At 62.1% G+C, this 26,191-nt stretch carries 22 protein-coding genes; 9 read left to right on the forward strand and 13 right to left on the reverse strand.

The window, feature by feature from the left end; translation table 11 throughout:
• Positions 1 to 4: 4 nt before the first annotated feature.
• From AC5WEY_RS17705 to rhaI, 4 genes are all read right to left on the reverse strand, one after another.
• On the reverse strand, positions 5 to 991 hold the full coding sequence (locus AC5WEY_RS17705) for a GDSL-type esterase/lipase family protein (protein WP_495646887.1): 987 nt from the start codon (positions 989 to 991) through the stop codon (positions 5 to 7).
• A 285-nt stretch (positions 992 to 1,276) separates the two neighbouring features.
• Positions 1,277 to 2,731, reverse strand: a complete 1,455-nt coding sequence (locus tag AC5WEY_RS17710) for a rhamnulokinase (RefSeq protein WP_495646888.1) — start codon at positions 2,729 to 2,731, stop codon at positions 1,277 to 1,279.
• On the reverse strand, positions 2,728 to 4,788 hold the full coding sequence (locus tag AC5WEY_RS17715; RefSeq protein WP_495645691.1) for a bifunctional aldolase/short-chain dehydrogenase: 2,061 nt from the start codon (positions 4,786 to 4,788) through the stop codon (positions 2,728 to 2,730). Before AC5WEY_RS17715 ends, AC5WEY_RS17710 begins: the two co-directional genes overlap by 4 nt.
• A gap of 3 nt (positions 4,789 to 4,791) precedes the next feature.
• Positions 4,792 to 5,964: an L-rhamnose isomerase gene (gene rhaI / locus AC5WEY_RS17720; protein ID WP_495645692.1), complete on the reverse strand. Its 1,173-nt coding sequence runs from the start codon at positions 5,962 to 5,964 to the stop codon at positions 4,792 to 4,794.
• 245 nt (positions 5,965 to 6,209) lie between these two features.
• Here rhaI and AC5WEY_RS17725 point away from each other — a divergent pair, with 245 nt between their 5' ends.
• A complete protein-coding gene (locus AC5WEY_RS17725; protein WP_495646889.1) occupies positions 6,210 to 7,310 on the forward strand; it encodes a LacI family DNA-binding transcriptional regulator in 1,101 nt (366 codons plus the stop codon).
• Positions 7,311 to 7,336: 26 nt separating this feature from the next.
• Here the strand turns inward: AC5WEY_RS17725 and AC5WEY_RS17730 are convergent, their stop codons facing one another.
• A complete protein-coding gene (locus AC5WEY_RS17730) occupies positions 7,337 to 9,829 on the reverse strand; it encodes an alpha-L-rhamnosidase-related protein (protein WP_495646890.1) in 2,493 nt (830 codons plus the stop codon).
• 235 nt (positions 9,830 to 10,064) lie between these two features.
• Here AC5WEY_RS17730 and AC5WEY_RS17735 point away from each other — a divergent pair, with 235 nt between their 5' ends.
• The 3 genes from AC5WEY_RS17735 to AC5WEY_RS17745 all read left to right on the forward strand — a co-directional run bounded on the left by AC5WEY_RS17735 (position 10,065) and on the right by AC5WEY_RS17745 (position 12,809).
• Positions 10,065 to 11,354 carry an MFS transporter gene (locus AC5WEY_RS17735; protein WP_495646891.1) on the forward strand — a complete coding sequence of 430 codons (1,290 nt, stop codon included), beginning with the start codon at positions 10,065 to 10,067 and terminating at the stop codon, positions 11,352 to 11,354.
• Positions 11,355 to 11,464: 110 nt separating this feature from the next.
• The gene (locus AC5WEY_RS17740; RefSeq protein ID WP_495646892.1) at positions 11,465 to 12,079 is read left to right on the forward strand and encodes a TetR/AcrR family transcriptional regulator; all 615 of its coding nucleotides are present in this window, start codon (positions 11,465 to 11,467) and stop codon (positions 12,077 to 12,079) included.
• A 172-nt stretch (positions 12,080 to 12,251) separates the two neighbouring features.
• Complete coding sequence (locus AC5WEY_RS17745) at positions 12,252 to 12,809, forward strand: TetR/AcrR family transcriptional regulator (protein WP_495646893.1); 558 nt, start codon at positions 12,252 to 12,254, stop codon at positions 12,807 to 12,809.
• 131 nt (positions 12,810 to 12,940) lie between these two features.
• Here the strand turns inward: AC5WEY_RS17745 and AC5WEY_RS17750 are convergent, their stop codons facing one another.
• From AC5WEY_RS17750 to AC5WEY_RS17780, 7 genes are all read right to left on the reverse strand, one after another.
• Positions 12,941 to 14,167 carry an allantoate amidohydrolase gene (locus AC5WEY_RS17750; RefSeq protein ID WP_495646894.1) on the reverse strand — a complete coding sequence of 409 codons (1,227 nt, stop codon included), beginning with the start codon at positions 14,165 to 14,167 and terminating at the stop codon, positions 12,941 to 12,943.
• Between the two features lie 36 nt (positions 14,168 to 14,203).
• Positions 14,204 to 15,520 (reverse strand): FMN-binding glutamate synthase family protein, encoded by a 1,317-nt coding sequence (locus AC5WEY_RS17755; protein WP_495646895.1) that lies wholly within the window; start codon positions 15,518 to 15,520, stop codon positions 14,204 to 14,206.
• Positions 15,521 to 15,530: 10 nt separating this feature from the next.
• Complete coding sequence (locus AC5WEY_RS17760; protein WP_495646896.1) at positions 15,531 to 16,256, reverse strand: protein glxC; 726 nt, start codon at positions 16,254 to 16,256, stop codon at positions 15,531 to 15,533.
• Complete coding sequence (locus AC5WEY_RS17765) at positions 16,241 to 17,140, reverse strand: class II glutamine amidotransferase (RefSeq protein WP_495646897.1); 900 nt, start codon at positions 17,138 to 17,140, stop codon at positions 16,241 to 16,243. The genes AC5WEY_RS17760 and AC5WEY_RS17765 overlap by 16 nt, the downstream gene beginning before the upstream one ends.
• Before the next feature lie 28 nt (positions 17,141 to 17,168).
• On the reverse strand, positions 17,169 to 18,518 hold the full coding sequence (gene glnT / locus AC5WEY_RS17770) for a type III glutamate--ammonia ligase (RefSeq protein ID WP_495646925.1): 1,350 nt from the start codon (positions 18,516 to 18,518) through the stop codon (positions 17,169 to 17,171).
• Positions 18,519 to 18,553: 35 nt separating this feature from the next.
• Positions 18,554 to 19,744 (reverse strand): NAD(P)/FAD-dependent oxidoreductase, encoded by a 1,191-nt coding sequence (locus AC5WEY_RS17775; RefSeq protein WP_495646898.1) that lies wholly within the window; start codon positions 19,742 to 19,744, stop codon positions 18,554 to 18,556.
• Positions 19,745 to 19,888: 144 nt separating this feature from the next.
• A complete protein-coding gene (locus AC5WEY_RS17780) occupies positions 19,889 to 20,455 on the reverse strand; it encodes a HutD/Ves family protein (RefSeq protein WP_495646899.1) in 567 nt (188 codons plus the stop codon).
• Positions 20,456 to 20,599: 144 nt separating this feature from the next.
• Between AC5WEY_RS17780 and AC5WEY_RS17785 the strand changes: the two genes are divergently transcribed.
• Positions 20,600 to 21,958, forward strand: a complete 1,359-nt coding sequence (locus AC5WEY_RS17785; protein ID WP_495646900.1) for an ammonium transporter — start codon at positions 20,600 to 20,602, stop codon at positions 21,956 to 21,958.
• A 63-nt stretch (positions 21,959 to 22,021) separates the two neighbouring features.
• Here AC5WEY_RS17785 and AC5WEY_RS17790 read toward each other — a convergent pair whose 3' ends face one another.
• Positions 22,022 to 22,684 (reverse strand): helix-turn-helix domain-containing protein, encoded by a 663-nt coding sequence (locus AC5WEY_RS17790; protein ID WP_495646901.1) that lies wholly within the window; start codon positions 22,682 to 22,684, stop codon positions 22,022 to 22,024.
• 207 nt (positions 22,685 to 22,891) lie between these two features.
• Here AC5WEY_RS17790 and AC5WEY_RS17795 point away from each other — a divergent pair, with 207 nt between their 5' ends.
• The 4 genes from AC5WEY_RS17795 (at position 22,892) to AC5WEY_RS17810 (ending at position 25,809) form a co-directional block, all read left to right on the forward strand.
• The gene (locus AC5WEY_RS17795; RefSeq protein WP_495646902.1) at positions 22,892 to 23,275 is read left to right on the forward strand and encodes a cupin domain-containing protein; all 384 of its coding nucleotides are present in this window, start codon (positions 22,892 to 22,894) and stop codon (positions 23,273 to 23,275) included.
• A gap of 179 nt (positions 23,276 to 23,454) precedes the next feature.
• Positions 23,455 to 23,829 (forward strand): dimethylamine monooxygenase subunit DmmA family protein, encoded by a 375-nt coding sequence (locus AC5WEY_RS17800; protein WP_495646926.1) that lies wholly within the window; start codon positions 23,455 to 23,457, stop codon positions 23,827 to 23,829.
• A 47-nt stretch (positions 23,830 to 23,876) separates the two neighbouring features.
• Positions 23,877 to 24,806, forward strand: coding sequence for a PDR/VanB family oxidoreductase (locus tag AC5WEY_RS17805; RefSeq protein ID WP_495646927.1), 930 nt, complete (start codon positions 23,877 to 23,879; stop codon positions 24,804 to 24,806).
• A gap of 1 nt (position 24,807) precedes the next feature.
• On the forward strand, positions 24,808 to 25,809 hold the full coding sequence (locus AC5WEY_RS17810; protein WP_495646903.1) for a heme-dependent oxidative N-demethylase family protein: 1,002 nt from the start codon (positions 24,808 to 24,810) through the stop codon (positions 25,807 to 25,809).
• Positions 25,810 to 26,191 lie beyond the last annotated feature (382 nt).

Genomic DNA, 26,191 nt, shown 5'->3' on the forward strand with positions numbered 1-26,191 from the left:
GACCCTACGCATTCGTCGGGCAGGCACCGTACGTGTTCCAGGTGATCGTCGGAGGCACTCGGGATGTGAAGTACTGGGCAAGAGTCCGGCTGTCACGAACAGACGCGACGAACCGGTCCGCGATCAGCGCAGTCCCCGCGGCATTGGGATGCAGCTTGTCTTCGAGGAAGGCCTCGTCTGTCGGACCGAAAAGCGTTGGTCCGTCGATGTAGTGGACGGTTTGCTCATCTCTGACGGCAAGCACAGTGGCTATCAAGTCGCGCACTCGGCTCAACGTGAGTGCGTCCTTTCGAGGTGTCTTTGCAGCGCTGGCGATGCCCGCCGCATCCAGCTCGATCGGACCGGCGCTGTGCTCGAAGACAGAACACGAGAACGGAGAAATCAGGATCAGGGGCCTGTCGGGAGAACTGCTGCGGAAACGATCCAGAAAGCCGTGAAGCGCAGGGACGAAGGTACGTTCGATGTGTGAATCCCAATTCACTACGTTGATACCGAGTTCGAGAGAGACGACATCAGCTTCGAGACTTGCCAGTTCCTCCGCGACGCATGGATCGAGCAGGCTGTTGCCAGGCAGGCTGGCATTGAGAACTTCGACTCCGAGTGCGTCGGCCGCTGCTACCGGCCACGCCAGCCGCGGATCGAGTAGATGTCCACCTTGACTGATGGAGCTACCGTGGTGCAGCCACCGAGCCACCGGCAGAGTCGTCCGCGGGCTGACCGCGCCATCTGCCGAAACGCTGATCAATCTCACTGCCGCGCTCGCTGGAAGATAGACATCGATTGCGTCCGACTCGGATTCCGTAGGCCGGATCAACTCGACGATCGCAGTCGGACCGGTGACAGTATGAAGATTCCCGTCCTCGTCCTCCCGCACGGCTCGACCGAAGTCCGGTCCTAATTCCACCGGTTCCCATTCCGTGCTGCTGTCGGTGGCGACGAATACAGCTGAGGGAATGTCGTCGCCCAAAGAGAATCGTTCGAGGGCGACCACCAAACGAATCGTCTGGGCGCAGGTGGTCAATCGCAGTCGGGAACCGCCGGCTGCCGAAGCAACTATGCGAAACCATTCCGAGGGGACCCGATCGGTGACCCATGAGGAGAAATGCGACGGGGCAACGGTCGTAGCGTCGAGAACCACGTGTGCACAGCCGGAAAGGGATTCGACGATTTCGTCCGGTGTCAGAGCATGAGAAAACGTGGAGTCCGAGGACCTTCCGGTTTCAATTCCGTCTGTCGTCATAGCTCCACGTTCTGTTCGGTTCGATGTGTCGAATGTTCATGGTCGCTGGCGGCGGGATGCAGGTGCGTGCCACACGGGTGGAAATGTTGTGGCGACTGCACGTCGCAATCTGTCCAGGTCGCCTGTGATCAGCGCGTGCGTTCGCGCTTGTACGAGAACGTTTCCCAATGCCGTGGCTTCGATCGGACCGGCTACCACGGCGAGTCCGAGTCGATCGGCAAGAGCGGTGCACAGCAGTGTGTTCTGCGCGCCCCCGCCGACGAGGTGCACTTGCCGAACCGTGATGCCGGCGACCGATGCAGCGTCGTGCACTGCGCGGGCGAACGCCGACGCGAGCGATTCGACGATGGCGCGAACCATCTCGGCGCGGGAGTTCGGTGCGCGCAGATCTCTGTCGGTGTACCAGGTGCAAATTCGCTCCGGCATGTCGCCGCGGGGCAAGAAGATCGGGTCGTCGGCATCGAACGAGTGTGGTGGAGCAGGGCAGTCTGCAGCGGCGGCCAACATGGCCGGTAGGTCGACCTGCGTGCCGTCCGCTCGGCTCCATTCGCGAACGGTCTCGGACAGCAGCCACAGTCCCATGACATTGCGCAACAAGCGGTTTCGTCCGTCGACGCCTGCCTCGTTGGTGAAGCCGGCGTCCTGCACGTGGGCATTGACTACGGGTGACCGTGTTTCGGCACCGACCAGCCCCCAGGTTCCGCACGAGATGTAGACCGCCGAATCGGGGTCCATCGGCACCGCAGCGACCGCCGATGCGGTGTCGTGCGAACCGACTGCAGTCACCGCGGCGCTCGTACCGACATCGAGGACACCCGGAAGGACGCCACCCAGAATCGACCCCGGATCGACGCTCGGTGCGAACAGTGATGTACCGATGCCGAGTCGGTCGAGCAGTGCTCTATCGAGCGCTCCGTCTGTACCGAACACACCCGTGGTCGACGCATTCGTGCGTTCGGTTGTCTCGCGGCCGGTCAGCCAGTACGAGATGAGGTCCGGTATCAGCAGTAGTCGGTCGGCGGGTTCGAGCAGACCGTCGGCTCGGTCCACCGCCAGCTGGTAGATGGTGTTGAAGGGTAGGAACTGTAAACCGTTGCGCATGAACAACTCCGCGCGCCCGACCACCGACTCCACCAGCTCGACCCCGCGTTCGGACCGCTCGTCGCGGTAGTGGTGCGGAAGCCCGAGCAATCGACCGGCGCGCAGCAGCCCGTAGTCCACTGCCCAGGAATCGACGCCGATACTGACCAGGTTCTCGCCGGCGCGTACTGCGTCGTCGAGTCCTCGGCGGACGTGACCGAACAGGGCGGGCACGTCCGTGTGCAGAGCTGCCCGCGTTCCGTTCCACAATCTGAGCGGTTCGTTCGGGAACCGCGCGACGACGTCGAGTTCGAGGACGTCGCGCCCGGATGTGTCGGTGCCGACCGTACCGACCACGACGCGACCGCTCGTCGCGCCGAGGTCGACAGCGGCGACCTGTGCCGTACTCATCTCAGGAATGCGGCCGCGACACCCGCGTCGACGGGTACGTGCAGACCTGTGGTGTGCGAGAAGTCGGAGGTACACAGTGCGAACGCGGCATTGGCGATGTTCTCGGGCAACACTTCTCGCTTCAGCAGAGTTCTCTGTGCATAGAACTTTCCGAGATCGGCTTCGTCGACGCCGTAGACCGCGGCGCGCGAGGCACCCCAGCCTGCGGCGAAGATGCCGGATCCTTGGACGACTCCGTCCGGGTTGATGCCGTTCACTTTCACGCCGTGTTCGCCGAGTTCGGCAGCGAGAAGTCGCACCTGATGCGCCTGATCTGCCTTGGTGGCGGAGTACGCGATGTTGTTGGGCCCGGCGAACACCGAGTTCTTGGAGGAGATGTACAGAATGTCGCCGCCCATCTTCTGCGCGATCAATGCCGCCGCCGCTGCACGTGAGACGAGGAACGACCCCCGCGCCATGACGTCGTGCTGCAGATCCCAGTCGGCGACGGTCGTCTCGAGAAGCGGTTTGGACAGTGAGAGTCCGGCGTTGTTCACGACGAGGTCGATCCCGCCGAAGGCCAGGACCGTGGCGTCGACAGCGGCCTGCACCGCGGCCTCGTCGGTGACGTCGGCGCGCACACCGATAGCTACGTCGGTGCTGCCGATCTCGGCGGCCACGTCGGCGGCTTTCTGCGCGTCGAGGTCGGCAATGACGACGCATGCGCCTTCCGCCGCGAGACGGTGAGCGATGGCCTTGCCGATGCCCGAGGCCGCGCCCGTCACCAGTGCGATGCGAGTGGCGAGAGGTTTCGGCTTCGGCATCCGAGCGAGCTTGGCTTCCTCGAGCGCCCAGTACTCGATGTCGAACTTCTCGGACTCGTCGATCGGGCTGTACGTGGAGACCGATTCGGCACCGCGCATGACGTTGATGGCGTTGACGTAGAACTCGCCCGCCACGCGTGCGGTCTGTTTGTTGGCCCCGAAGCTGAACATGCCCACGCCGGGAACGAGCACGATTGCCGGATCCGCACCGCGCATCGCAGGGGAGTCCTCGGTCGCGTACCGCTCGTAGTACGAGCGATAGTCCTTGCGGTATTCCTCGTGCAGGGTCTGCAGACGTTCCACCGACTGTTCGATCGAGGCGTCGGCGGGCAGATCGAGAACGAGTGGCGTGACCTTGGTGCGCAGGAAGTGGTCCGGGCAGCTGGTTCCCAAGGCGGCCAGTCGCGGATGCTCGGTTGCGGCCAGGAAGTCCAGCACCACATCCGAATCCGTGAAGTGGCCGACCTTCGGCTCGTCCATCGAGGCCAGGCCGCGGATGTGCGGTGCCAACGCTGCGGCTTTGGCCCGGCGTTCGGCCTCCGGCAGGGCTGCGTACCCGTTCATTGCCGGACCGAACGGCTCCGAACGACCGTGTTCGGCGAGGTAGGTCTGTGCGGCGCGGATGATCTCCAGCGAATTTGCCTCCGACTCCTCGGAGGTGTTTCCCCAGGCGGTGATGCCGTGGCCGCCGAGGATGCATCCGATTGCTTGCGGATTGGCGGCTTTGATTGCCGAGATGTCAAGTCCGAGTTGAAATCCGGGGCGACGCCAGGGAACCCACACCACGGTGTCGCCGTAGATCGTGCGCGTCAGCTCCGGGCCGTCGGCCGCTGTGGCGATCGCGATGCCGGAGTCCGGGTGTAGATGGTCGACGTGTGGGGCGTCGACCAGTCCGTGCATGGCGGTGTCGATGGACGGTGCTGCGCCGCCCCTGCCGTGCAGTGTGTAGTCGAATGCGGCGACCATCTCGTCTTCACGGTCGATACCCGGGTAGACATCGACCAGTGAACGGAGACGATCCAGGCGCAACACGGCCAGGCCGTTCTCGGTGAGAGTGCCGAGATCGCCACCGGATCCCTTGACCCACATCAGTTCGACGTCGGAGCCGGTCACCGGGTCGGTGTCGGTGCCTTTGGCCGAGGTGTTCCCGCCGGCGTAGTTCGTGTTGCTGGGGTCCGAGCCCAGACGATTGGATCGGGCCAGCAGCGCTTCGACGGTCGGGTTCATGGTTGTCACTTCCTGATCGTTGGTCATCGGTCATGCTCCCCAGGAGGTTTGGGTTCCGCCGACGCGGTCGGTCTCGATCTTCTGCTGGTAGCCCGAGTCGGCGAACGCCCGCATCGGATCTGCGGGCAGACCGCGACGTTCGCGCCACTCGGCAAGGAAGGGGCGGACGTCGGTGTAGAAGGCGTCCATGAAGATGCCGTTGGCACCGAGCACGTCTCCGGACTCCTGCGCCGCGGTCAGAGCTCCGTTGTCCACAAGAGCGGCACGCAGCGTCATCTCCTGGACATTGAGAACCGAGCGAATCTGGCCGGGGATCTTCGCTTCCACGTTGTGGCATTGATCGAGCATCAGGGCCAGCGCGGAGGACGGGGCGAGTCCGCCGCCGCGAATGACCTCGAACATGATACGGAACAGTTGGAACGGATCGGCAGCCCCGACGATGAGGTCGTCGTCGGCGTAGAAACGAGAGTTGAAGTCGAACGATCCGAGCTTTCCGAGGCGTAGTAGCTGGGCGACGATGAATTCGATATTGGTTCCCGGCGCGTGGTGGCCGGTGTCGAGGCAGACTGCAGCACGCTCGCCGAGAGCGACCGTGTGCGCGTACGACGTTCCCCAATCCGGGACGTCGGTGACGTAGAAGGCGGGCTCGAAGAACTTGTATTCCAACACCAGTCGTTGTTCGGCACCGACGTGCTCATAGATTGCCGACAGCGACTCGGCAAGCCGGTCCTGACGACCGCGGATATCGCCCTGCCCTGGGTAATTCGTGCCATCGGCCAGCCACACCTTCAAATCTCGCGATCCGATGTCCGACATGATCTCGAGGCAGCGCATGTGATGGTCTATTGCCTTCTGCCGCACTGCTTTGTCGGTGTGCGTGAGGCTGCCGAACTTGTAGTCGTCATCCTGGAAGGTGTTGGAGTTGACCGTCCCCAACTGCACGCCGAGCTCGGCGGCATACGTCTTCAGTGCGCCGAAGTCATCGACCAGGTCCCATGGAATGTGCAGTGCAACAGCCGGAGCCAGTCCGGTCATCCGGTGGACGGTGGCTGCGTCGGCGATCTTCTCTTCGATCGTGCGCGGTGTTCCGGGCGTTCCGAAGACCTTGAATCGGGTACCGGAGTTTCCGAACGCCCACGACGGTAGTTCGATGGCAAGGGCATCGAGAACGGCCGACGCGCTGTCGGTCAGAGGTCTGGTCACTGAACTTGCTCCTCGGTGCTGGCCGGGCGACTGCAAGCCGGCTGGGGGGTGCTCTCCGAGCTCATCGTGAGCTTCGCTCGGTTGGATTGAAACGTTTCATTAATTCGTCGACTGTAAATGCAACGGTTCGGGTACGTCAATCCCTCTTCGTGGCGGGGTTACCGCCGCATCCGTCGAGAAGCTCTCACCGTGGTGCGCCGATGAGGTAACCTCGCAGGAATTGAACGGTTCAAAAGTGGAGGAATATGACCATCGAGCGGCGCAGCTCCGACAACCGTTCCGTCGGCGTCCGCGACGTCGCCGAGGTAGCCGGAGTATCGATGGGCACCGTCTCCAACGTCCTGAATCGGCCGGATACGGTCAGCGCCAAGACCCGGGCGCGAGTGCACTCCGCTATCGAGCAACTCGGATTCGTCCGTAACGAATCTGCCCGCCAACTGCGCGCCGGCCGGTCGCGAACCGTCGGGTACATCATGCTCGACGGCACCAATCCGTTCTTTGCGGACGTGGCGCAGGGGATCGAGCACGAGGTCGAGCTCAACGGCCTGACTCTGCTCCTGTGCAATAGCGACAATCGTCCCGATCGAGAGCGGACATATCTGACCCACCTCGAACAACAGCGAGTGCAAGGGATTCTGATTACCCCATCCGATCCCGATGCCGACATTCTCGACGAATTGCCTCGTAGGGGAACACCGGTGGTCATCGTCGACCGGACTCGACGAGCCGGGACCCACTGTTCGGTGTCCGTCGACGACGTGCTGGGGGGCGACCTTGCGGTGGAGCACCTTCTCGAGATGGGCCACAGGAGAATTGCGTTCCTCGGGGGCCCGTTGACCATGGGTCAGGTCAACGATCGTTGGATCGGGGCAGAGCGTGCTTTCGCCCGGTCGGGTCTACCGGAGGTGGGCCTGACGAAGGTGGATACCGGCGCTCTGACCGTGTCGGGAGGTAAGTCGGCCGCCGAACGGTTACTCGGCCTCCCGTCGCGGACTCGTCCCACAGCGGTGTTCTGCGCCAACGATCTTCTGGCGCTGGGTTTCTTGCAGGAGTGTGTGAGCGCCGGAGTCGGTGTGCCGGACGATATGGCAATCGTCGGCTACGACGACATCGAGTTCGCCGCCGCAGCCGCCGTTCCACTGAGTTCGGTCCGACAGCCACGGAAAAAGATCGGCCGTACAGCGGCGATGTTGCTGGTGCGCGAAGAGGAGGATGCCGATCACGCACACGAACAGGTGCTGTTCGCACCGGAATTGGTCGTACGCCGCTCATCCCGCGCTCTGGCCTCGGGGCGCGGACCGGATCCGGCGTTCGACAGAGCGACCGGCCACCCAGCTACTGACTGATCTTTGCTTCGGCGCTTCGGACGATGTCAATCCAGACCCCTCGCAGGAGAGTTCGTCGATACGTGTGTACGACGCAGAACGCGGTGGGTCCCCGGAGCCAACGAGTCGAAGCCGTCGTCGGAACGAACCAGCAGGCGCACCGGTGACTCGATCCGCATCTCTCGGCCCGAAATATCGATCAGCAGTGGACCGTTTCGTGTGATCACAGTTGCGGATAGATCCTCTAGCCCGCCGAGCGATGGCGCAAGTTGCCACGTCCTCCCGGAATCGCCGACCGGTTGCGCACCGAGAACGTGTTTGACGAGGTCACGTGTTGGCGCACTGCTCCATCCGTGCACAGCGGTGCCCCACCCCCACCCTTCGCCGAAGGTGTCGTACCCGTCGTGCAGGAACTCTCGCCAGTCGCGAACCGCGCGAACCAGCTCGGGGATGCACCCTGCTCGAGCCAGGGCGTCGTGCACTACCGCAGAACCGAATGGTTGTGCACGTACGATCTGTGCGTCGACGTCCCAGTCGGGTTCCGGTGCCCGCTGGTTCCATTCTTCGATGGCAGTCGGGTCGAAGCCGAGTTCTGGGTGCCCGATCCACGAGCGTCGGGTGAGTACGGCTGGATCGGCGATCTTCTTGGCGATTGCAGCCCATCGGCTCTTCGGTGCCAGTCCTGACACGATCGCACCGGCAGACGCCAACTGGGATGCAGAGCGGGATCGACGTGAACCGTCGTTCGGTCGATCGAGATAGATCCCGCGGCGTGAATCCCAGAACACCTCGAATCCTGCACGGACGCGGTCGTATTGCACTTTCGCCCACCCCGCTGATCGCTCGTCTCCGCATGCGCGCGCGACGTAGATGTGGTCTTCGAGAGCTCGAGCCCACAGTCCGGTGAGAATACTGCTGCGGCCATCGGTGTACACCGAAGACCAGTCGACGAAGGTCCAGCCGGGCACGTCGCTGAGCACGCCGTCGGGTCCTAGGTAGGGGGTGAACCACCGAAGAATTCGTTCCATGACCGGAAGGTACGACTCGATTTGTTCGGTGACTCCGCGGTGCTCGACGTACAGCGACACGGCGTGAATCCAATGCAGGGACCACGCCGGAGCTGTTGTCCCAGCGGCGGCTTCCACGTCCCCGCCTACGCTCATCGGAAGGAGCCCATCAGCGCGCGGCGAGGCTGCCAATTCGAGATAGCGTTCGGCCAGACTCAGATCCGCATTGGTGTAGAGGTCGACCTCCAGATGTACGACGCCATCGCCGACCCACGCTCGTTGCTCTCGGGTAGGGCAGTCCAAGTAAGCATCTTGGCTGTTCACCTCGACCGTGCGTACGCCCGCCGTCCACAAGGCATCGAGGTCGGGATCGGAACTTGTGAACCTCGCGCCGCCGACCCTGGGATGCAGGCGTTCGCGGACACGAAGAGAGGGGATTTCGAACTGCGTGTCGCCTGCGTCGAGCAGTAGGTAACGGAGACCGTGAGACTCACTCGAAATGAACTTGTCGTCATGTCCACGGCAGATGTATCGAAGGCCGTGTAGTGGCTCGTCCTGGCGTTCGATCGGGTTCTCGCGGAGGTCGAAATTGCACACGGTGCCCGCCGGTGCTTCGATCTCGATCTCGATGATTCCAGCAACTATCCGGCCGAAGTCCACTTCGAGAATCTTTCGGCCGGCGGTCCCGGACGGTTGATCGGCGGCAAGCTTCCGACGAACCGCTCGACTCGGGTGGTCCGCGGCTGAATCGTGAGTCCCCGTGTGGCCGTGGCTCAGCCACCTTCGAGAAACGGGTAGTCGGACGCATTCGAAGGGGTGTGCGAGGAGGCTGTCGGCCACTGGACCGTAGGGGTCTGCGGGTGGACATGCGCGGGCCGCGCCAGCCAGATGACCTACGGCAAGGATGTCAGACCACCCCCACACCGATTCGTCGTCGATGTCGGGCTCCGTCCATCGCGAATGAACAGCTCTGCCGTCCTGGATCTCCGGGGGTAGTCCTTCGACGTCGCTGCGCTCTGCTCGGCTTGCGCCGAAACGCTCCCGAACTCTCCATGAGTCTCCGGAGCGAACCTCGAGTGAGCCGCTATCACCTGTTTGCAGTTCCAGCAGAAGGGCTGCCGTTGTTCCGAGTCCGCCCGTAGCGACTGCTGGCATCCAGATGGCGTTCGCGGTTCCGAAGTAGGTGACCGTGACGGCAATTCTGTTCAGTCCGCGGTTGAGGAACGAGGTCACATCGACCACGTCGGCGAGAAGTCGACCCGGTTGTGATCGAACTGGACCGCGGGCTACTTCGGCACCGTTCAGCCACACGATGTGGCGGCTGTCCGAGGCGACGCGCAGTAGTCCCGAGGCAGGCACTTCGTCCAGTCGAAAGTCGTGTCGAAAGTCGACGACCTGATACTCGCCGGTGAGCGGCACGCCGTCGAGGCCGGCAATGGACCCATCCACTGTCGGGGCACCCGGCGCGGTCATCCACTCGGCTCGCCACCGGTGCTGCGCATTCGGAGTGAACGCGGCTACCTCAGTCTCCATCGAGGGCTCCTCGGGTAGCGGCCGACACCGAGGTAGCGATGACCATGACAGGGTCCTGGAATTCAGCAAGCATCGATCTCGTCCTGACGGTCGTAACAGGGTTGTTGATGTTCGACCCTACTATCCATTTGGAAAGTTTCTTATCCATTTGGACGACAATTTTGGGCGATGGGTCCTAAAGTGCTCTCCAGCGCTTCTCGCCGCACTGGCGTCGTCGACTACGAGAGGATCCACAATGTCCGAGACCTCGAATGTGACTGCCGGGCGTCCACCTAGTGCTCCGCACGGGGACACCGGTTCACCGATCTCCAGACCTGCCACCCGAATCCTCGCGCCGGCCGTCGGGCTCTACAACCTCGGGGTCATCGCAGCGGGGTTGGGGTTCACCACCGTGCTTCTGCCCAATCAGCTGACAGCGCTCGACGCAGACAACAAGGTGACCAATCTGGCCTTGATCTCGTCCATCTCCTTGGTGATGGGAGTTATCGGTCAGCCCGTGGTGGGTGCGATCAGCGACCGCACCCGAAGTCGCTTCGGGCGACGGTTACCGTTCATCGTCGCAGGTGGTCTCCTGATGGCAGCCTCTCTGTTGGCGCTGGCGGTCGTGAACTCGGTGTTCGCCATCCTGGTTCTCGCCTGCGTCGTACAGCTGGGTATGGCCCTCTTCGGAGCTCCTCTGCAGGCGATCGTTGCGGACCGTTACCCCTTGGACAAGCGCGGTTGGATATCGGCCTGGATCGGTCTCGGACTGAACGCGGGATACGCAGCGGGCGTGTTCGGCGCGGGAATGCTGGCAACCGATCTGGGCACGGCGTATGTGACGCTAGGTCTGGTCGTGGCGGCAGCACTGCTCTTCTTCGCGTTTGCCGCACGTGACAGCTCGAGTCTCGACATGGTTGTGCCACAGGCGAGTTGGCGAACGGTGATCGCGGGCTTCTGGATCAATCCGGTCCGACACCAGGACTTCGCCTGGGCCTTCGTCTCGCGCTTCTTCTACATCTTGGCTTACTTCGTCGTGTTCAACTTTCAATTTTTCATCTTGACCGACTTCATCGGACTGAGTCTGGACGACGCGAACGTGGAGATCGGCCTGCTGGCGATCGTAGCGCTAGCCCCGGGTGTACTCGCCTCATACGCGACTGGATGGCTCGCAGACAAGCTGGGCCGGCGCAAGATCTTTCTCTATCTGTCCTGCGTCTTCACCATTCTCGGATACGCGTCGCAGCTGGTATGGCCCACGTTGGAAGGGCAGTACCTCATGGTCGTCCTCACGAGTATCGGGTTCGGCATGTATCTCACCAGCGATATCGTGATCGTGACCCAGGTCTTGCCCGACGCGAGCGGCGCGGCGGCGAAGGATCTGGGAATTCTCAACCTGGCCACCGCGCTGCCGCAGGCCCTCAGCTCGATCGTGGCGGCATTCTTGATTGCGACGTTCGGTGGCTACGACTCACTGTTCGTCACCGGGGCAATAATCGCGGTGGCGGGAGCTCTCAGCGCAACCCAGATAAAGCGCGTCCGATAACCCATGCCGGGTGAGGTCTCCGTTGGACTCGGAGTCGCCGTTCGGGTCCATCGGGATCGTCGAACACCGTCCACGTCATTGTCCGTCGACCGTAGTGCGATCATGAGCTCATGATTTTCACTGGGCGGCGCGAGGGAGATGAGCCGGTCAACGCGCGGGAAGCGCTGATACGGGCAGCTGTTCGAGTAATCGCACGTGATGGTTTACGGGGAATGACCTATCGGGCTGTCGCAAAGGAGTCCGACCTGTCTCACGGTTTGATTGCGTTCCACTTCGGCTCGCGAGCCGCATTGATCGAGGCGACGATGGACTATGCCGCGACACGCAGCTTGTCGGACGCGACCTCGACAGCTGCGACGGCCGACGACCTCACCGAGATCGGTTCTCACCTCCGCGATGTTGCCGAGGACGCCGAGGCCACGCTTGCTTTCCAGCAAGAGATGATCGCCGAGGCGCGTCGTCGTCCCGAGCTGCTGCCACTGGCTCACCGGCTGATTGCCGGGTACGAGCAGGCAGTGGGGGAGCAGTTGCGATCGCGTGGATGGCACGACACCGATCTGGAACTTCTCGTCGCCGCCACGATGGATGGTTTGGTTCAGAGGCAGACCGTGACCGGAGACGGTGATGCCACGGACAGAGGCATGGACAAGCTTCGTGCTCTGATACGACTGGTCGAACCGGACGCCCCGACCCCGTCCAACGTCGAAGATCCTGTCGGATCGTGAGGATTGGGTTGAACCCAGGAACAACGAAGGCGTCCGCCGACCCGGCCACGATCGAACACCTGGCCGCTGCCGTGGAGTAACACAAGGCTCAACGTGCTTTGCATCGAAGGATCCGACAGCTCGATGAGAAGTGGATCGCAGGCGGATCGGAGATCGATGGCACGATATCGTCATGGATGAAGCCGACGGACCTTTTCGACATGTCGGTGCCCGAGAGGCCCTCATCCGTAGCGCGATTCGCGTCATCTCCAAGCACGGCTTGAGGGGAATGACGTACCGCGCCGTAGCCGCAGAGGCCGGTCTCCCGCACAGCCTGATCGCGCACCACTTCGGATCGCGCCAGGCCTTAATGGAAGCGAGCATGCACTACGCCGTGCAACGTGGACTTCGCGATGCCGAGGGTTCCCACTCACGCGGAATCGATGCGGTCGGCTCGCACCTTCGTAAGGTTGCGGACGACGGGGACGGCGTCATTGCGTTCCAACGCGAGATGCTCAACGAGGCTCGTCGTAGGCCCGAGCTCAAACCACTTGCCGAGCGCATGATTCTGGATTTCGAGACAGCCGTACGTAAGCAGTTGCTCGCTGCTGGGATAGACGATGCCGATTTGGTAGTACTGGTCGCGGCGGCAATGGAAGGGCTCGTTCGACGACAGAGCGTCGTCGACGATCAAGACGCGATCGACCGCGCTATGCGACTTCTCCGACATCTGCTCCAGTTGCGAGAGTAGTCATTCCTCCTCGGGCAGGATGATCGCCCTCGCGCGGCGGGCGGCGGGCTTTCCGAAGTGAGAGGCAGTTGCTGTGAGCTGCCGGTCGATGTCTCCCACTCAGTCTCATGGGGAGTGAGCGCGCAGGGTACTCAGTGCTGCACCCAGTCGGCCATGACGTCGGCGAGTGCCTGCACGCCGACATTGCAGTCGTCGGGTTCGGCGAACTCGTCGGGCGAGTGAGAGACGCCGGTGGGATTGCGTACGAACAACATTGCCGTCGGGACCTTGGCGGAGAGAATTCCGGCGTCGTGTCCGGCGGCGGTGGGAATGACCGGAACGTCCCCGAGATGAGCCAATGCGCGTCGGAGCTTCTCTCTCGGCCCCGCCGGGAATTCGACGATGGGCGTGATGGACTCGGCGAACACGTTCAACTCTATTCGGTCGGTCGACGAGTGGGCACGCGCTTCGGCCTCGATGGCAGCGACGAGAGTGCTCAGTGTCCCTTCGTCCGCGGCACGAGCGTCGAGCCATGCCTTGATCTGAGACGGGATGGCATTTGCTCCGTTCGGAAGTACGTGCACTTTTCCGAACGTTGCCACAGCCCCGTGCGCTGTGGCCGCCTCCCTTGCGCTGTGCACCGACGACGCGAAAGCAAGCATCGGATCTCGACGGTCCACCAGTCTCGTCGCGCCCGCGTGGTTCGCTTCCCCGGTGAACGTGAACTCCCACCGGCCATGCGGCCAAATCGATGACGCGACGGCGATGGGCTTGTCGACCAGATCGAGTGCCCGACCCTGTTCGACGTGTAATTCGACGTAGACTCCGACGCGATCGACGAGCGAGTGATCGGCACCGATGTGTTCGGGTGTGCGACCGGCCGTCGTCATTGCCTCGGCGAGTGTGATGCCGTCGGCGTCCCTCAATCCGAGTGCCCGCTCGGGTGTCAGTGCCCCGGTGGTCAATTGGCTACCGACGCAGGCCACCCCGAACCTGGCACCCTCTTCGTCGGAGAATGCGGTGACGGCGATCGGTATGGCGGGCTCGATGCCGCGTTCTCTCAGGATATCGATGGCCGCGAATGCCGAGACGACACCGAGTGGACCGTCGAATGCGCCGCCATCGGGTACGGAGTCCAGATGCGAACCGGTGACGAACGCTCCCGTCGGTTCGCCGACCCAACCTGTGGGCATCCACCACGCCCACAGGTTGCCGTTGCGATCTTCTTCGACGTCCATGCTTCGCGAAGTAGCCTCGCTTCGGAACCATTCGCGCAGTGTCAGATCAGCCTCACCCCAGGCGAAGCGACGATAGCCGCGCGTCGAATGATGCTGTCCGACGTCGAGTATGGATTTCCAGAGGCTGTCGAAGGCCGTCATGGTGCGATGTTGTCCTCTCGGGTAACGAAGGGGGAGTCAGTAGCGGCCGGGAATCCAGTTGGTGCCGGCCAGTGGAACGCGCGCCATTGCCGACGCCTCGACGGTGAGTGCGACGAGGTCCTCGGGTTCGAGGTTGCGCAGATGCGACTTGCCGCACGCACGGGCCAGGGTCTGAGCTTCCATCGTCAGGACGCGCAGGTAGTTGGCCAGGCGTCGTCCGCCTTCGACGGGGTCGAGGTTCTTGGACAATTCCGGATCCTGGGTGGTGATGCCCGCGGGGTCGCGCCCGGCTTGGAAATCGTCGTAGAAGCCGGCGGACGTGCCGAGTTCCTCGTACTGCTTCTGGTAGCGAGGACTGTTGTCTCCGAGCGCAATCAGTGCTGCCGTACCGATGGCAACGGCATCGGCACCGAGCGCCATGGCCTTGGCGACATCGGCACCGGAGCGGATTCCGCCGGACACGATCAACTGCACCTTGCGGTGCACTCCCATCTCCTGGAGCGCCTGCACTGCCTGGGGGATCGCCGCGAGAGTCGGGATGCCGACGTGCTCGATGAACACGTCCTGGGTGGCCGCGGTGCCGCCCTGCATGCCGTCGACGACCACTACGTCAGCGCCTGCCTTCACCGCGAGTTTGACGTCGTAATAGGTACGGGTGGCACCGACCTTGATGTAGATCGGTTTCTCCCAGTTGGTGATCTCACGTAGTTCGATGATCTTGATCGCGAGATCATCGGGCCCGGTCCAGTCGGGGTGGCGGCAGGCCGAGCGCTGGTCGACGCCCATCGGCAACGTACGCATCCCGGCCACGCGCTCGGTGATCTTCTGGCCCAGGAGCATGCCGCCACCACCTGGCTTGGCACCCTGGCCGAGAACGATCTCGATGGCGTCGGCTTTGCGCAGATCGTCCGGGTTCATGCCATAGCGCGACGGAAGATACTGGTACACCAGGTTTTTGGACTGACCACGCTCCTCGGGCGTCATACCTCCGTCGCCGGTGGTGGTGGACGTGCCGACTTCGCTGGCCCCGCGGCCGAGAGCTTCCTTGGCCTGGCCGGACAGTGCGCCGAAGCTCATGCCCGCGATCGTGATCGGAATATCCAAGTGAAGCGGGAACTTGGCGTGGGTGTCACCGAGAACCACGTCGGTGTCGCACTTCTCGCGGTATCCCTCCAAGGGGTAGCGCGACATCGATGCACCGAGGAACAGTAGGTCGTCGAAGTGGGGGAGCTTGCGCTTGGCACCCCATCCGCGAATGTCGTAGATACCGGTCTCTGCGGCGCGCTGTATCTCGGCGATGACGCCGCGGTCGAAAGTGGCAGACTCGCGCGGCTGGGTGTTGGGGGTAGTCATCTCGAGTCTCCTAGTACGCGCTGGCGTTGTCGACGTGGAAGTTGTACAGCTGGCGGGCGGAGCCGTAGCGGGTGAATTCGGTTGGACTGTAATCGAGCCCAGCGGTAGTGAGTAGTTCTTGCAATTCCGCCAGGTGTTCGTCGCGCATCTCTTTCTTGATGCAGTCCGCACCGAGGGACGCGACGGTTCCGCGGACGTAGATACGAGTCTCGTAGATCGAATCACCCAGTGCCTCACCGGCATTGCCACAGACGACGAGACGACCGGCCTGTCCCATGAATGCACTCATGTGACCGATGTTGCCGCCGACGACGATGTCGACGCCTTTCATCGAAATCCCGCATCGCGCGGCAGCATTGCCGTCGATGACAAGTAGGCCGCCGTGAGCGGTGGCACCAGCGGATTGGGATGCGTCGCCTCTGATGTGGACTCGTCCGGACATCATGTTCTCGGCGACGCCGACGCCGGCGTTGCCGGTGACAGTGACGGTGGCCTTCTGGTTCATGCCGGCGCAGTAGTAACCGACGTGTCCTTCGATGGTGACGTCGAGCTCGGCGTCGAGACCGCAGGCGAGAGCATGTGCGCCCTGCGGCCTGGTGATGGTCAGCGCGGTCGGTGCGTCGGGCGAGCTGAGGAGTTCGTTGACCTCACGGGTGGTCGAGGTCTGCAGATCTACGGTCGTCACCTCGCTCGGTGCGGCGGCCTCGATCTGTTCTGTGGTCACTGACGGTGCCATACGTACACCTCTTCCGGTTCAGGCTCGAAGATTCGGGCGTTCTCTATGCCTGGCAGGTGCGCCAGAGCGCGGTATTCGGAGGCCATGGCCACCCAGCGATCGGTCTCGGCGATGATCGCCGGCTTGCAGGAGATGGCGTCGCGTACAACAGCGAACGAGTCGCTGTTGGAGACGAGCAGGGTATAGAAACCGTCGAACGTCTCGTTGAGCATCAACAGTGCCTTCTCGAGATCCACACCTTCGGCGAGCTGCTTCGCCACGAAGCGGGCACCTACTTCGGTGTCGTTCTCGCTGTCGAAGCTCACGCCCTCGCGTTCGAGATCGTGCTTGATCGACATGTGATTGGAGAACGAACCGTTGTGCACCAGGCACTGATCGGGCCCGACGGCGAACGGATGCGAACCCTCCGCTGTAACAGCGGATTCGGTGGCCATGCGGGTGTGCGCGACGCCTTGCCAGCCGCTGGCCTGAGGCAGCCCGAATCGGTGGGCCAGGTCGGTGGGGTTTCCCATGCCCTTGAGGACAGTGAGGTCGTCACCGAATCCGATGATGCGAGCCTCGGGCACCACCTCGCGCACCGCGTCGGTGATGTCATCGGCAGCGGCCGGTGCGTGCAGAACGATGGTCGGTTCCAGATCGAGTCCGGTGACCGTGACACCCAATTTCTCACCGACCTTGTCGGCGAGTTCACCGGCGGCAATGGGTGAATCGAGAAGCGACACAGTCGCTTCGCCTTCCGGTGACCAGGTAGGGTCGCCGTAGACGGCCATACCGGCCGAGTCGGGGCCTCGATCGCACATCGCGTCGAGCATGTCGGTCAGTAGTGCACCGAGTTGGGGGTACAGCGTGGCGTCACGGAGGTGAAGCCCGACGATTCCACACATGAAAGTTCCTTTCCGAGTGTTGCCGGTGTTAGAAAGCGGTGAGGTAGTGGTCGATTTCCCAGGCACTGACGGTGTTGTGCCAGGCGAAGAACTCCTCGCGTTTGGTCCTGGCGAAGTACTCCGCGACGCCCGGTCCTGCGATATCGAGTGCGCCGGTCATGACCTGGTCGGCCTCGAAGGCGTCCATTGCGTGCAGCAGCGTCATCGGAAGCATGTCGCTGGGCGAGTCTCCGCTTCCGGGTTTGCCCGGGTGCAGGTTTCGCCTCACACCGTCGAGCCCGGCAGCGATCGCGCCCGCCGCCGCGAGGTACGGGTTGGCCGATCCGTCTCCGCCGCGAAGCTCCACGCGGTTCTTGTCCGGGATGCGGAGGTAGTGGGTTCGGTCGTTGCCGCCGTAGGTGGCGAACCGCGGCGACCACGTTGCCCCGCTGGCTGTGGCCGTAGCGCCGGTTCGCTTGTATGAGTTGACTGTCGGGGCGATCAGACCCTGCAGCGCGCATGCATGTTCGAGAATCCCCGCGACGAAAGAGTATGCGGTGGGGGAGATGCCCAGGCCCTGCTCGTCGCTCGAGTCCGGGAACACCGGTCCGGCATCATTCCAGAGCGAGAGGTGCATGTGCAGTCCGCTACCGGTGCGCGTGGTGAACGGTTTGGGCATGAATGTCGCTTGCATGCCGCGCTTCTCGGCGATGACCGACAGCAGGTACCGGAGTGTGATGACGCGGTCGGCGGTGGTCATGGCGTCGGCGTAGTCGAAGTTCTGCTCGAACTGACCGTTGCCGTCCTCGTGATCGTTGGCGTAGTTACCCCAGCCGAGGGTGTTCATGGCATCGGCGACCTCGGTGAGGTGGTCGTACATCCGGGTGACGTCGCGGGCGTCGTAACAAGGGTTCTTGCTGGTGTCGCCGCGGTCGGCGGTGACGAGCTCGCCGTCGACGCGATTGACGAGGAAGTACTCGATCTCGGCACCGACGTTGACCGTCATACCTAGTTCGGCTGCCTTGCGCAGCTGTTCCTTGAGGATGACCCGAGGCGCATACGGCCACGGCTTGCCCTCGACGTGGGGATCGCAGTGCACGATCGCCAGACCCGGCTTGATGAACGGGATCGGGGTGAACGACGACACGTCCGGAATGGCAACGAGGTCGGAGTCCTTGGGCTCCTGACCCATATGGCCTGCTGCGTATCCGGCGAATCCGACGCCGTCCTGTTCCAATTGCCCGACTGCCTGGATGGGAACGAGCTTGGCACATGGTTTTCCGGACAGGGTCACGAACAGTGCGAGGATGAACGTGGTCCCGCTGGCGCGAGCGACCTCCGTCAGAGTCGGAGCCCGATGTTCGGTCTGTAGTTCGGCTTCGGCGGTATCGACAGCCATCGCGGTGTCCTTTTCGCTTCGAGTATCGGTGAGCGTCATCGCATTTCCCCTGCGCCCTCGTAAGGATTGAGGCTGAACAACAGATCGCCTTCCGCGAAGCGCGAGTATCGAAAGTCCCGCGGGTTCACGTTCGGCAAGGTGGTCTCACCGTCGATCAGCAGGTCGGCAACGAGCTTGCCGACTGCCGGGGAGATCTTGAACCCGTGCCCGGAGAATCCGGTCGCGAGGAAGAGACCGTCGACGGGGGAGGGCCCGATGATGGGGTTGTAGTCGGGGGTGACGTCGTAGGCACCGACGTAGGAGCTGGTGATGCGGGGGTCGGGCATATCGGGTAACCGGTGTCCGAGCTTCATGATGTTCTTCTCGATCGCGGCGTCGTCGGCCCGATTGACGTACTTGTCGGGGTCGATGTACTCCGGTGCCTGGTGATCGGAGTTACCCACCAGCAGTTCCCCGTTGGGTTCGCGGCAGATGTACTGCAGGCCGGCGAGATCGGACAGCACCGGCACCTCGGGCGTCGGAACACCCTGGTCGATCAAAACCAACTGAGCGCGTTGTGCTTTGACGTCCAGATCGACCCCGACGCTCGCGGCGAGCGCAGGTGCCCAGGGGCCCGTCGCGAGGACGACGTGATCCGCGTGAATTTCGGAACCGTCTTTCAGTGTGACCCCGTAGACCGCGCCTGCGTCGTTCTGCAGCAACCCGACCACCGGCGTGCTCTGCCTGATCTTGACGCCCATTTTTCGAGCGGTCGCGGCGAATGCCATTCCGGCCATGTAGGCCTCGCCGCGGCCGCCGAGGGGTTCGTAGGCGAAGAGAGCAAAGTCGTCGAGGTGCAACCCCGGCCAGAGTTCGGCCATCTTGTCGTGGGCGATGAATTCCGTTGCGATGCCGAGTGATTGCATCATGGCGATGTTGGCTTCGAGTGGTTTGATGTTGTTCTCGCCGACGCCGACGACGTATCCGCACTGACGGAACGCCATGTCGTCGTCGAACAATTCTGTCGCCCGCGTGAAGATGTCGACGCCGTACCAGCTCATAGCGGCGAGCGACGGCGTGCCGTAATGGCAGCGGACGACTCCGCTGGACTTACCTGTCATGCCGGAGCACAGGGTGTCTCGCTCGACGACGAGGATGTCGGTCTCGCCGCGCTCGGCGAGGGAATAGGCGATGGCCAGTCCTTCGAGGCCACCCCCGATGATCAAGAATGTGGCTGAATCTGTCACGTGTTTTTCCTCCGAGAGGGCGAGGTGGCGCGAAACCGGTTCTGGTCCGTCTACCGCGCTGTTTCTTGCTGTGAATCGTGGTCTTCCAATATGAAACAGCAGTTCTGTGACGTCGAAGTTACACCGGCATCAGCAGGCCGTGAACTACTTCGTCGCCACTGCGGTCACGCGAGCAATCAAAATGGTGGCGTCGCCTGTCCACAAGGCTCCGCACTCCCTGGCCAACAGGCATTCGCCCATTGTCGCGACCACCGTGCCGGCCACGGCCCGTCCGGACCGAACGAGCGCAAGGGTGGTGTGGTGTGCACTTGTCCTGATGGATGCTGATTCGAGGTCGTGCAGTTCCACTTCGACCGCGGCGCGCCTACTGTCGACCATCGCATTGAATGCACTCGTTGCTGCACTCGGCCTGCAGAGGGGTCCGTCCGCGCCTGGGAACCGAACAGGCTTCCACGGCAGCACCTCGCGGGACTCCGCCGAGAAATCGAGATGGACCCACGCGCCGCCGATGATGGTGAAAACGCGGTCCATGCCGTCGAAGGGCGAGAATCGCGTACTTCGGTTGGATAGGGTCGCAATGCTGAACCGCCACAAAGGAATTCCGTCGGACTCAGGACCGGCGGCGATCTCGACAGTCGTTCCCGCGCCGTTCTTCCACGGGGTGTGTGGTAGCTCGGATGGCTGAATGAGGAGGGTTTGGTGGGAGGTCATGGTCTCCTTCGTATTTACATACATTTCACGCACGGCCGTTCGCGCGCTACATGAATCTAGGTTTACTGTCCGTGTACAAAAGTTACTGACGAGAATCATCTCATGACATCCGACGGACATCCTCAGAGACAAAGGTGAATTCCCATGAACGAAGCAGTGGCGGCAGCAGATACGGCGTGGTTGCTCGCAGCGTTCGCGGCCGTAGCACTGATGGTGCCCGGTCTGGCGCTCTTCTACGGCGGCATGGTGAGTATCAAGAGCACGCTCAACATGGCGATGATGACGTTCGGGGCATTCGCGGTCGTCGGCGTCCTGTGGATCCTGTTCGGTTACTCCGCGGTGCTCGGGAACTCCATCGGCGGGGCGGGGATACTCGGCAACCCGGTGGAGTTCTTAGGCTCGAACATGCTGCTCGACGCACCAGCCGAACCGGGCCTCCCACCCGCGCTGGTGTCTGCGTTTCAACTTCTGTTCGCGGGCATCACCGTCGCCTTGATCTCCGGGGCCGTGGCGGACCGGATGAAGTTCGGATCTTGGATGGTGTTTGCCGGTCTGTGGGCGACGTTGGTGTACTTTCCCGTCGCGCACTGGGTGTTCGCGTTCGATTCGGAGGACGGGACGATCACCGGTGGCTGGATTGCCAACAAGCTCGGCGCTGTCGACTTCGCGGGCGGCACAGCAGTGCATATCAATGCCGGTGTCGGCGCACTCGCACTGGTGCTGGTGCTCGGTCGTCGTACCTCTTTCTCCAATCCCCCTAGGCCACACAGTCTTCCACTGACGATGCTCGGGTCCGGGATACTGTTCTTCGGTTGGTTCGGCTTCAACGGCGGGTCGGCCCTGGCCGCGAACAACAGTGCAGCGGTCGTCGTGCTGAACACCGTTGCCGCCGCCTGTGCGGGAATCGTCGCGTGGCTGATCACCGAAAAGTTACGCAGAGGCCACGCGACGTCACTAGGCGCGTCGTCGGGTCTGGTCGCTGCACTGGTCGCCATCACCCCGGCATGTGGGGCTGTCTCACCTGTCGGAGCGCTCCTTGTCGGTGGCCTCGCCGGCGCAGTCTGCTGCCTGGCCGTGTCGCTGAAATACCGGCTCGGCTATGACGACGCTCTGGACGTGGTCGGTGTTCATATGGTCGGTGGCATTCTCGGCACCGTGCTGGTCGGCCTGTTGGCAACCGAGTCCGCACCGAATGGTGTGGCAGGGTTGTTCTACGGTGGCGGGTTCGACCTCGTGTGGCGTCAGGTTGTGGCGGTGGTGGCAGTTCTTGCGTATAGCTTCTTCGTCACATGGGTCATTGCCGCCGTGATGTCCATAATCTCCGGCATCCGCGTTGCTCGGGATGTCGAGCAGGAAGGCGTCGACGTGGCAGTGCACGGAGAGACTGCTTACGTTCTCGACGCACACAGCCCGGTTGGGCGGGCGGTCGCCGGCGCAGATGCCGTCGCGACGGCAGAAGAAATCACGCAGTCGGCAACCGTCGAGGACTCGGCCAAAGCTTGAGGGCTCCGAGCCGCCGCCCGATGTGGTGTGTTCGTTCGTAGCGGGCGAACACACCACATCGTCTTACTCCGTGTGCGTGTCCGGATAGGCGGTGATTGCCAGGAAACGGATCGGTAGCCGCACCAGATCATGCGGTCCATGCAGTCCCTCGCCGTCGAGAAGCAACGAATCACCTGGCCGCAGCGTGTATTCGGATTCTCCATGTCCGTAGATCATGACGCCCTCGAGCATGTACAGCATTTCCGTCCCCGCGTGCTGGAACAGAGGAAAGACCTCGCTGGAATCCGTCAGTGTGACGAGAACCGGCTCCAGCCTTTTGTGTTGTCCCCGAAGTGAACCCAGTAATTCGTAGTGGTGTCCGATGCGCGTGCCGCGACCGACGATCACAGCACCGTGGCCTGCTTCCACATACACGGCCTCACGGGCTGAGTCCGCACCACGAAACAGAGACGTCACCGGAACGTCCAGGCCGGCCGCGAGGCGCGCGAGAGTGTTCAGGCTGCACGAGGTCTGCGCGTTCTCGATCTTCGACAACATCGCCTTGGAAATACCGACTTTCGTGGCCATGTCTCCCACTGACAGTCCGGTTGCCCGGCGCAGTGTGCGGACCTGGTTGGCGATCACCCGTTCCAGGTCAGGACCGGTCGCAGCGTCGCCGGGGACTTCCCGTTGAACGGGCGCTGGATCGCCGGTGTCGCGATGGGTCGGTTGTTCCTTCGAGGTCACGTACCCAGTTTAGCGTGGGTTAACTGTCAGTAGACTTCCGTGGTCCATCTACGGGATCGATCTCGGCTTTATTCACACGATCGAAGTGGTTGAAACGCCGTTGTAACAGATTTTCGTGGTTTCATAATAGTACGCAACGTCCACTGACAATATCCGCAACCTAACGTAAGCGCGACGCACCAATCTTTGACAAAGGGAGTAAAACCAATGGTCCAGACCGACAAAACATCCATGATCCCGTTCCGGGTCACGTCCGGGTTTCACGAGTCTCTTCCTCAGATGCCTGTTGCCGATTACCCCGGCACCAAGGGTTTCATCGACGACGTTTTCGCCAACCCGGACGGCTCGGAGATGTCGGCCGGATATTTCGCCCTGGAACGTACGGATCGGGTTCTCGACTACTTCTACGAGTACGACGAGATGAAGGTTGTGCTCGAAGGTGAGTTCAGATTGGAGAACCCGGCTACAGGCCAGGTGGTCATCGCCAGGAAACACGATGCAATCTTCTTCCCGAAGGGATCACGAATTTTGTTCTCGACGCCGGACCGGGCGTTGGCCTACTTCGTCGGCCACCGATCGTTTGCGCCCTAGCAATCGTGGTCGTGAGTATGCGAACGACCAGTGTCCCGCAGTGGAATTCGGACGTCGCGAAGCTCGACTCGAGCCTTACCGAAATGTCCATGAGCCGTCTCGTCGTGATTGCAGACTCCACAGTGAGCGAGCATGACGTAGATCGACTGGTGGCCAGGCAGTCCGCGATCTCGACCCACATGGTGCGGGTGGAACAGTTCGGGAATTCAGAGCAGAGGCGGTTGGGGGACGTTCTCCTCGACGCACGAGTCGGATGGCGTTTTCTGGTTGTGGCAGCGGAGGCGACGGCCGGACGTATACGTGCGGAGTTGCTGCGGAGCGGGGCTATCGCGGCAGAAGTGCTGATGTTGGTCACGGAGGAGCCGGACCTCGAGTCCACTCGTTTCCGACATGTGTTTTGCGCTCACTGTCACGAAACTACTGTCACGGAGTCGGCTGTCGATGCGACCGTTGCATGCTCTGGGTGTTCGACAAATCTGACCGTCTATTACCACTATTCACGACGGCACGGCGCTTACCTCGGCTTCGCGGCCGATGCGGAGGGGATCGAATGAACGGTCGAAACGAGCGGCGACCGACCGCTGATGGGCAGCGCAACTCGATGTATCTCCGTGTCGTAGACACGCGTCTACTGTGTTCCGACATTCGAGAGGTGTCATTCGAGTCGGCCGACGATGTGGCGCTTCCTTCGTTCACTCCGGGCAGCAATCTTTCTGTGGAGTGGTCTGCTGGCCGAAGGAATTCTTATTCACTGACGGGCCCGTCGGTCGAGCCGGACCGATACTCGATCTCGGTCAGGCTCGATCCGTCGGGCAGTGGTGGATCTCGCTGGATGCACAATTTGACCATCGGCGACGTTGTCAGCGCGGGGCACCCGCGAAGTGCATTCGCACCGGTGTTGACCGCACGCCATCATGTGTTCGTCGCCGGCGGCATCGGAATTACGCCGATCTTGTCTCATGTTCGCGCCGCACTCGAGTGGGACCGTTCGTTCGAGGTGTTCTACGTCTTCCGCACCGGGCATGGTGCCCACGTCGACCAGATGAGGGATCTCTGCGGTGAACGCTTGACGATTGTCACATCGGCAACCGAGCTGCGGACACTGCTGGTGACCTCGCTGTCAGATCAGCCTCTGGGTACGCACCTCTATTCGTGCGGGCCCCTGTCGATGATCGATACAGTCGCAGGTTTGGCCCACACTGCTGGTTGGCCCAGGCAACGCGTTCATTCCGAGGCCTTCGGGTCGGGACCATTCGCACCTGGGCGGCCATTCGCCGCGAAGCTGGGGCGTTCGGGGATGCTCGTTCCGGTCGAATCCGACGTGTCACTACTCGAGGCGCTGCTGGACAAGGGGATCGACGTCCCGAACCTCTGTAGGCAGGGTGTGTGCGGTGAGTGCCGGTTGGCCGTCCGTGGAGGTCGAATAGACCACCGCGATCTGTTCCTGACCGAGCAAGAAAAGGCTGCGGGCGAGTCGATCATGCCCTGTGTATCCAGATCGGTCGGCGACTTACTGGAATTGGAGCTCTGACATGACATCTCGGACCATTGGTTACAGCGCAGCAGTGAAGCGATACCCATTCCCTTTCTCGCAGGACCGCTATCGCTACAGCACCAACATCGAACCATCGGGCAATGACCAACGAACCGCAGTGGGAAGTTGGGGCGAGCAGAGGGTGGTGATCGACGAAAACTATTGCACCGAAATCGCCCTCCGAAGTTCCATTCTCGAGAAGGATCCATCCCGGTATCAATGCTTGCCACACATGGCACCGGCAGCATGGGACTGCATGCTGACACTGATGCGAGACCTCGCGCGTGACTACCCCGAATCGATGTCGTTGGACAGGATAGGAAGCGAATGGCGCTGGCGAAACTCGCTTCTCGGTGTCGACCAGCAATTTGTGGTAGGAGACGACTCCACATTGCCGACACCACCCTTGCAGTACATCTGCAGTCAGATTCAGGAGGACATCGTCCTACTCGATCAGCGCGAGGATCAATTGTGGGGTGATGCAGGTGTGGTCACCTTTGCTGCTGACTGGTCGTTCGGCTTCGATACAGGGATGAGCTTCCTCGAGATCCATGGCCCGGTCCCGCGAGTGCACACCGAGAACATCGTCACCCGTGCGCACAACTTTCTGATGAAACTCGAATCCGGGCAAAGTTACCGGCGTACGAACTGGACGTTGACAGTCGATGGAAAGCTGGATACCTCTACCGAGACCTATCTGCAATGGGGCAAAGATCGGCAGGGCATTGCAGAGGGGCCGCTGGAAGAGGTCGGCGATCGGTTGTTCCTACGCACAGAAGTGCAACACCTTGTCCGCCTTCCCAACTCGAACGCAATCATGTTTTTGATCCGCACCTATCTGTTGTCGTTCCGTGAAATTTCGACGGTTCCGCAGTGGGCCGAGCGCTTGCATCACGTGTTGGAGGATCTTCCGTTCGACATGGCCGAGTACAAGGGAATAGACCGAACCCGGGGCCCGGGAATGCGATGGCTTCGAGTACACGGGGGAGTTTCGCTGTGAAGCGTCGACACTATCTTTGATCCCGGTATCCGACCAAGGGACTGTCCCGATCCAGGGCTACAAATCCTTGCCGTATCCATGAGAAGGGCAGCGGTGGAGTTCGTTGACGCAGATGTTGGCCTCATCAGATCCGCCCAGAGGATTGAGGTGTTCACCAGATCGGACACCGGGTCCACGTAGATACGGGAGGGACCGCACTGATCCGGGTGCGTCCTGCCGTTTGTTCTCGTTGACACGAGAGTGACACATCTCGGTACAGATGGGCATGGATTGCCATGCACCTCCATGGACGAAAACTCTTGTGGGGCAGAATAATATGGATTCATGTGTCAGCGGTCACGTAATTCCCCAGGCTTGAGGGGTTGTCCGTCACGTAATTCCT

The organism is Rhodococcoides sp. S146-33, assembly GCF_059489205.1.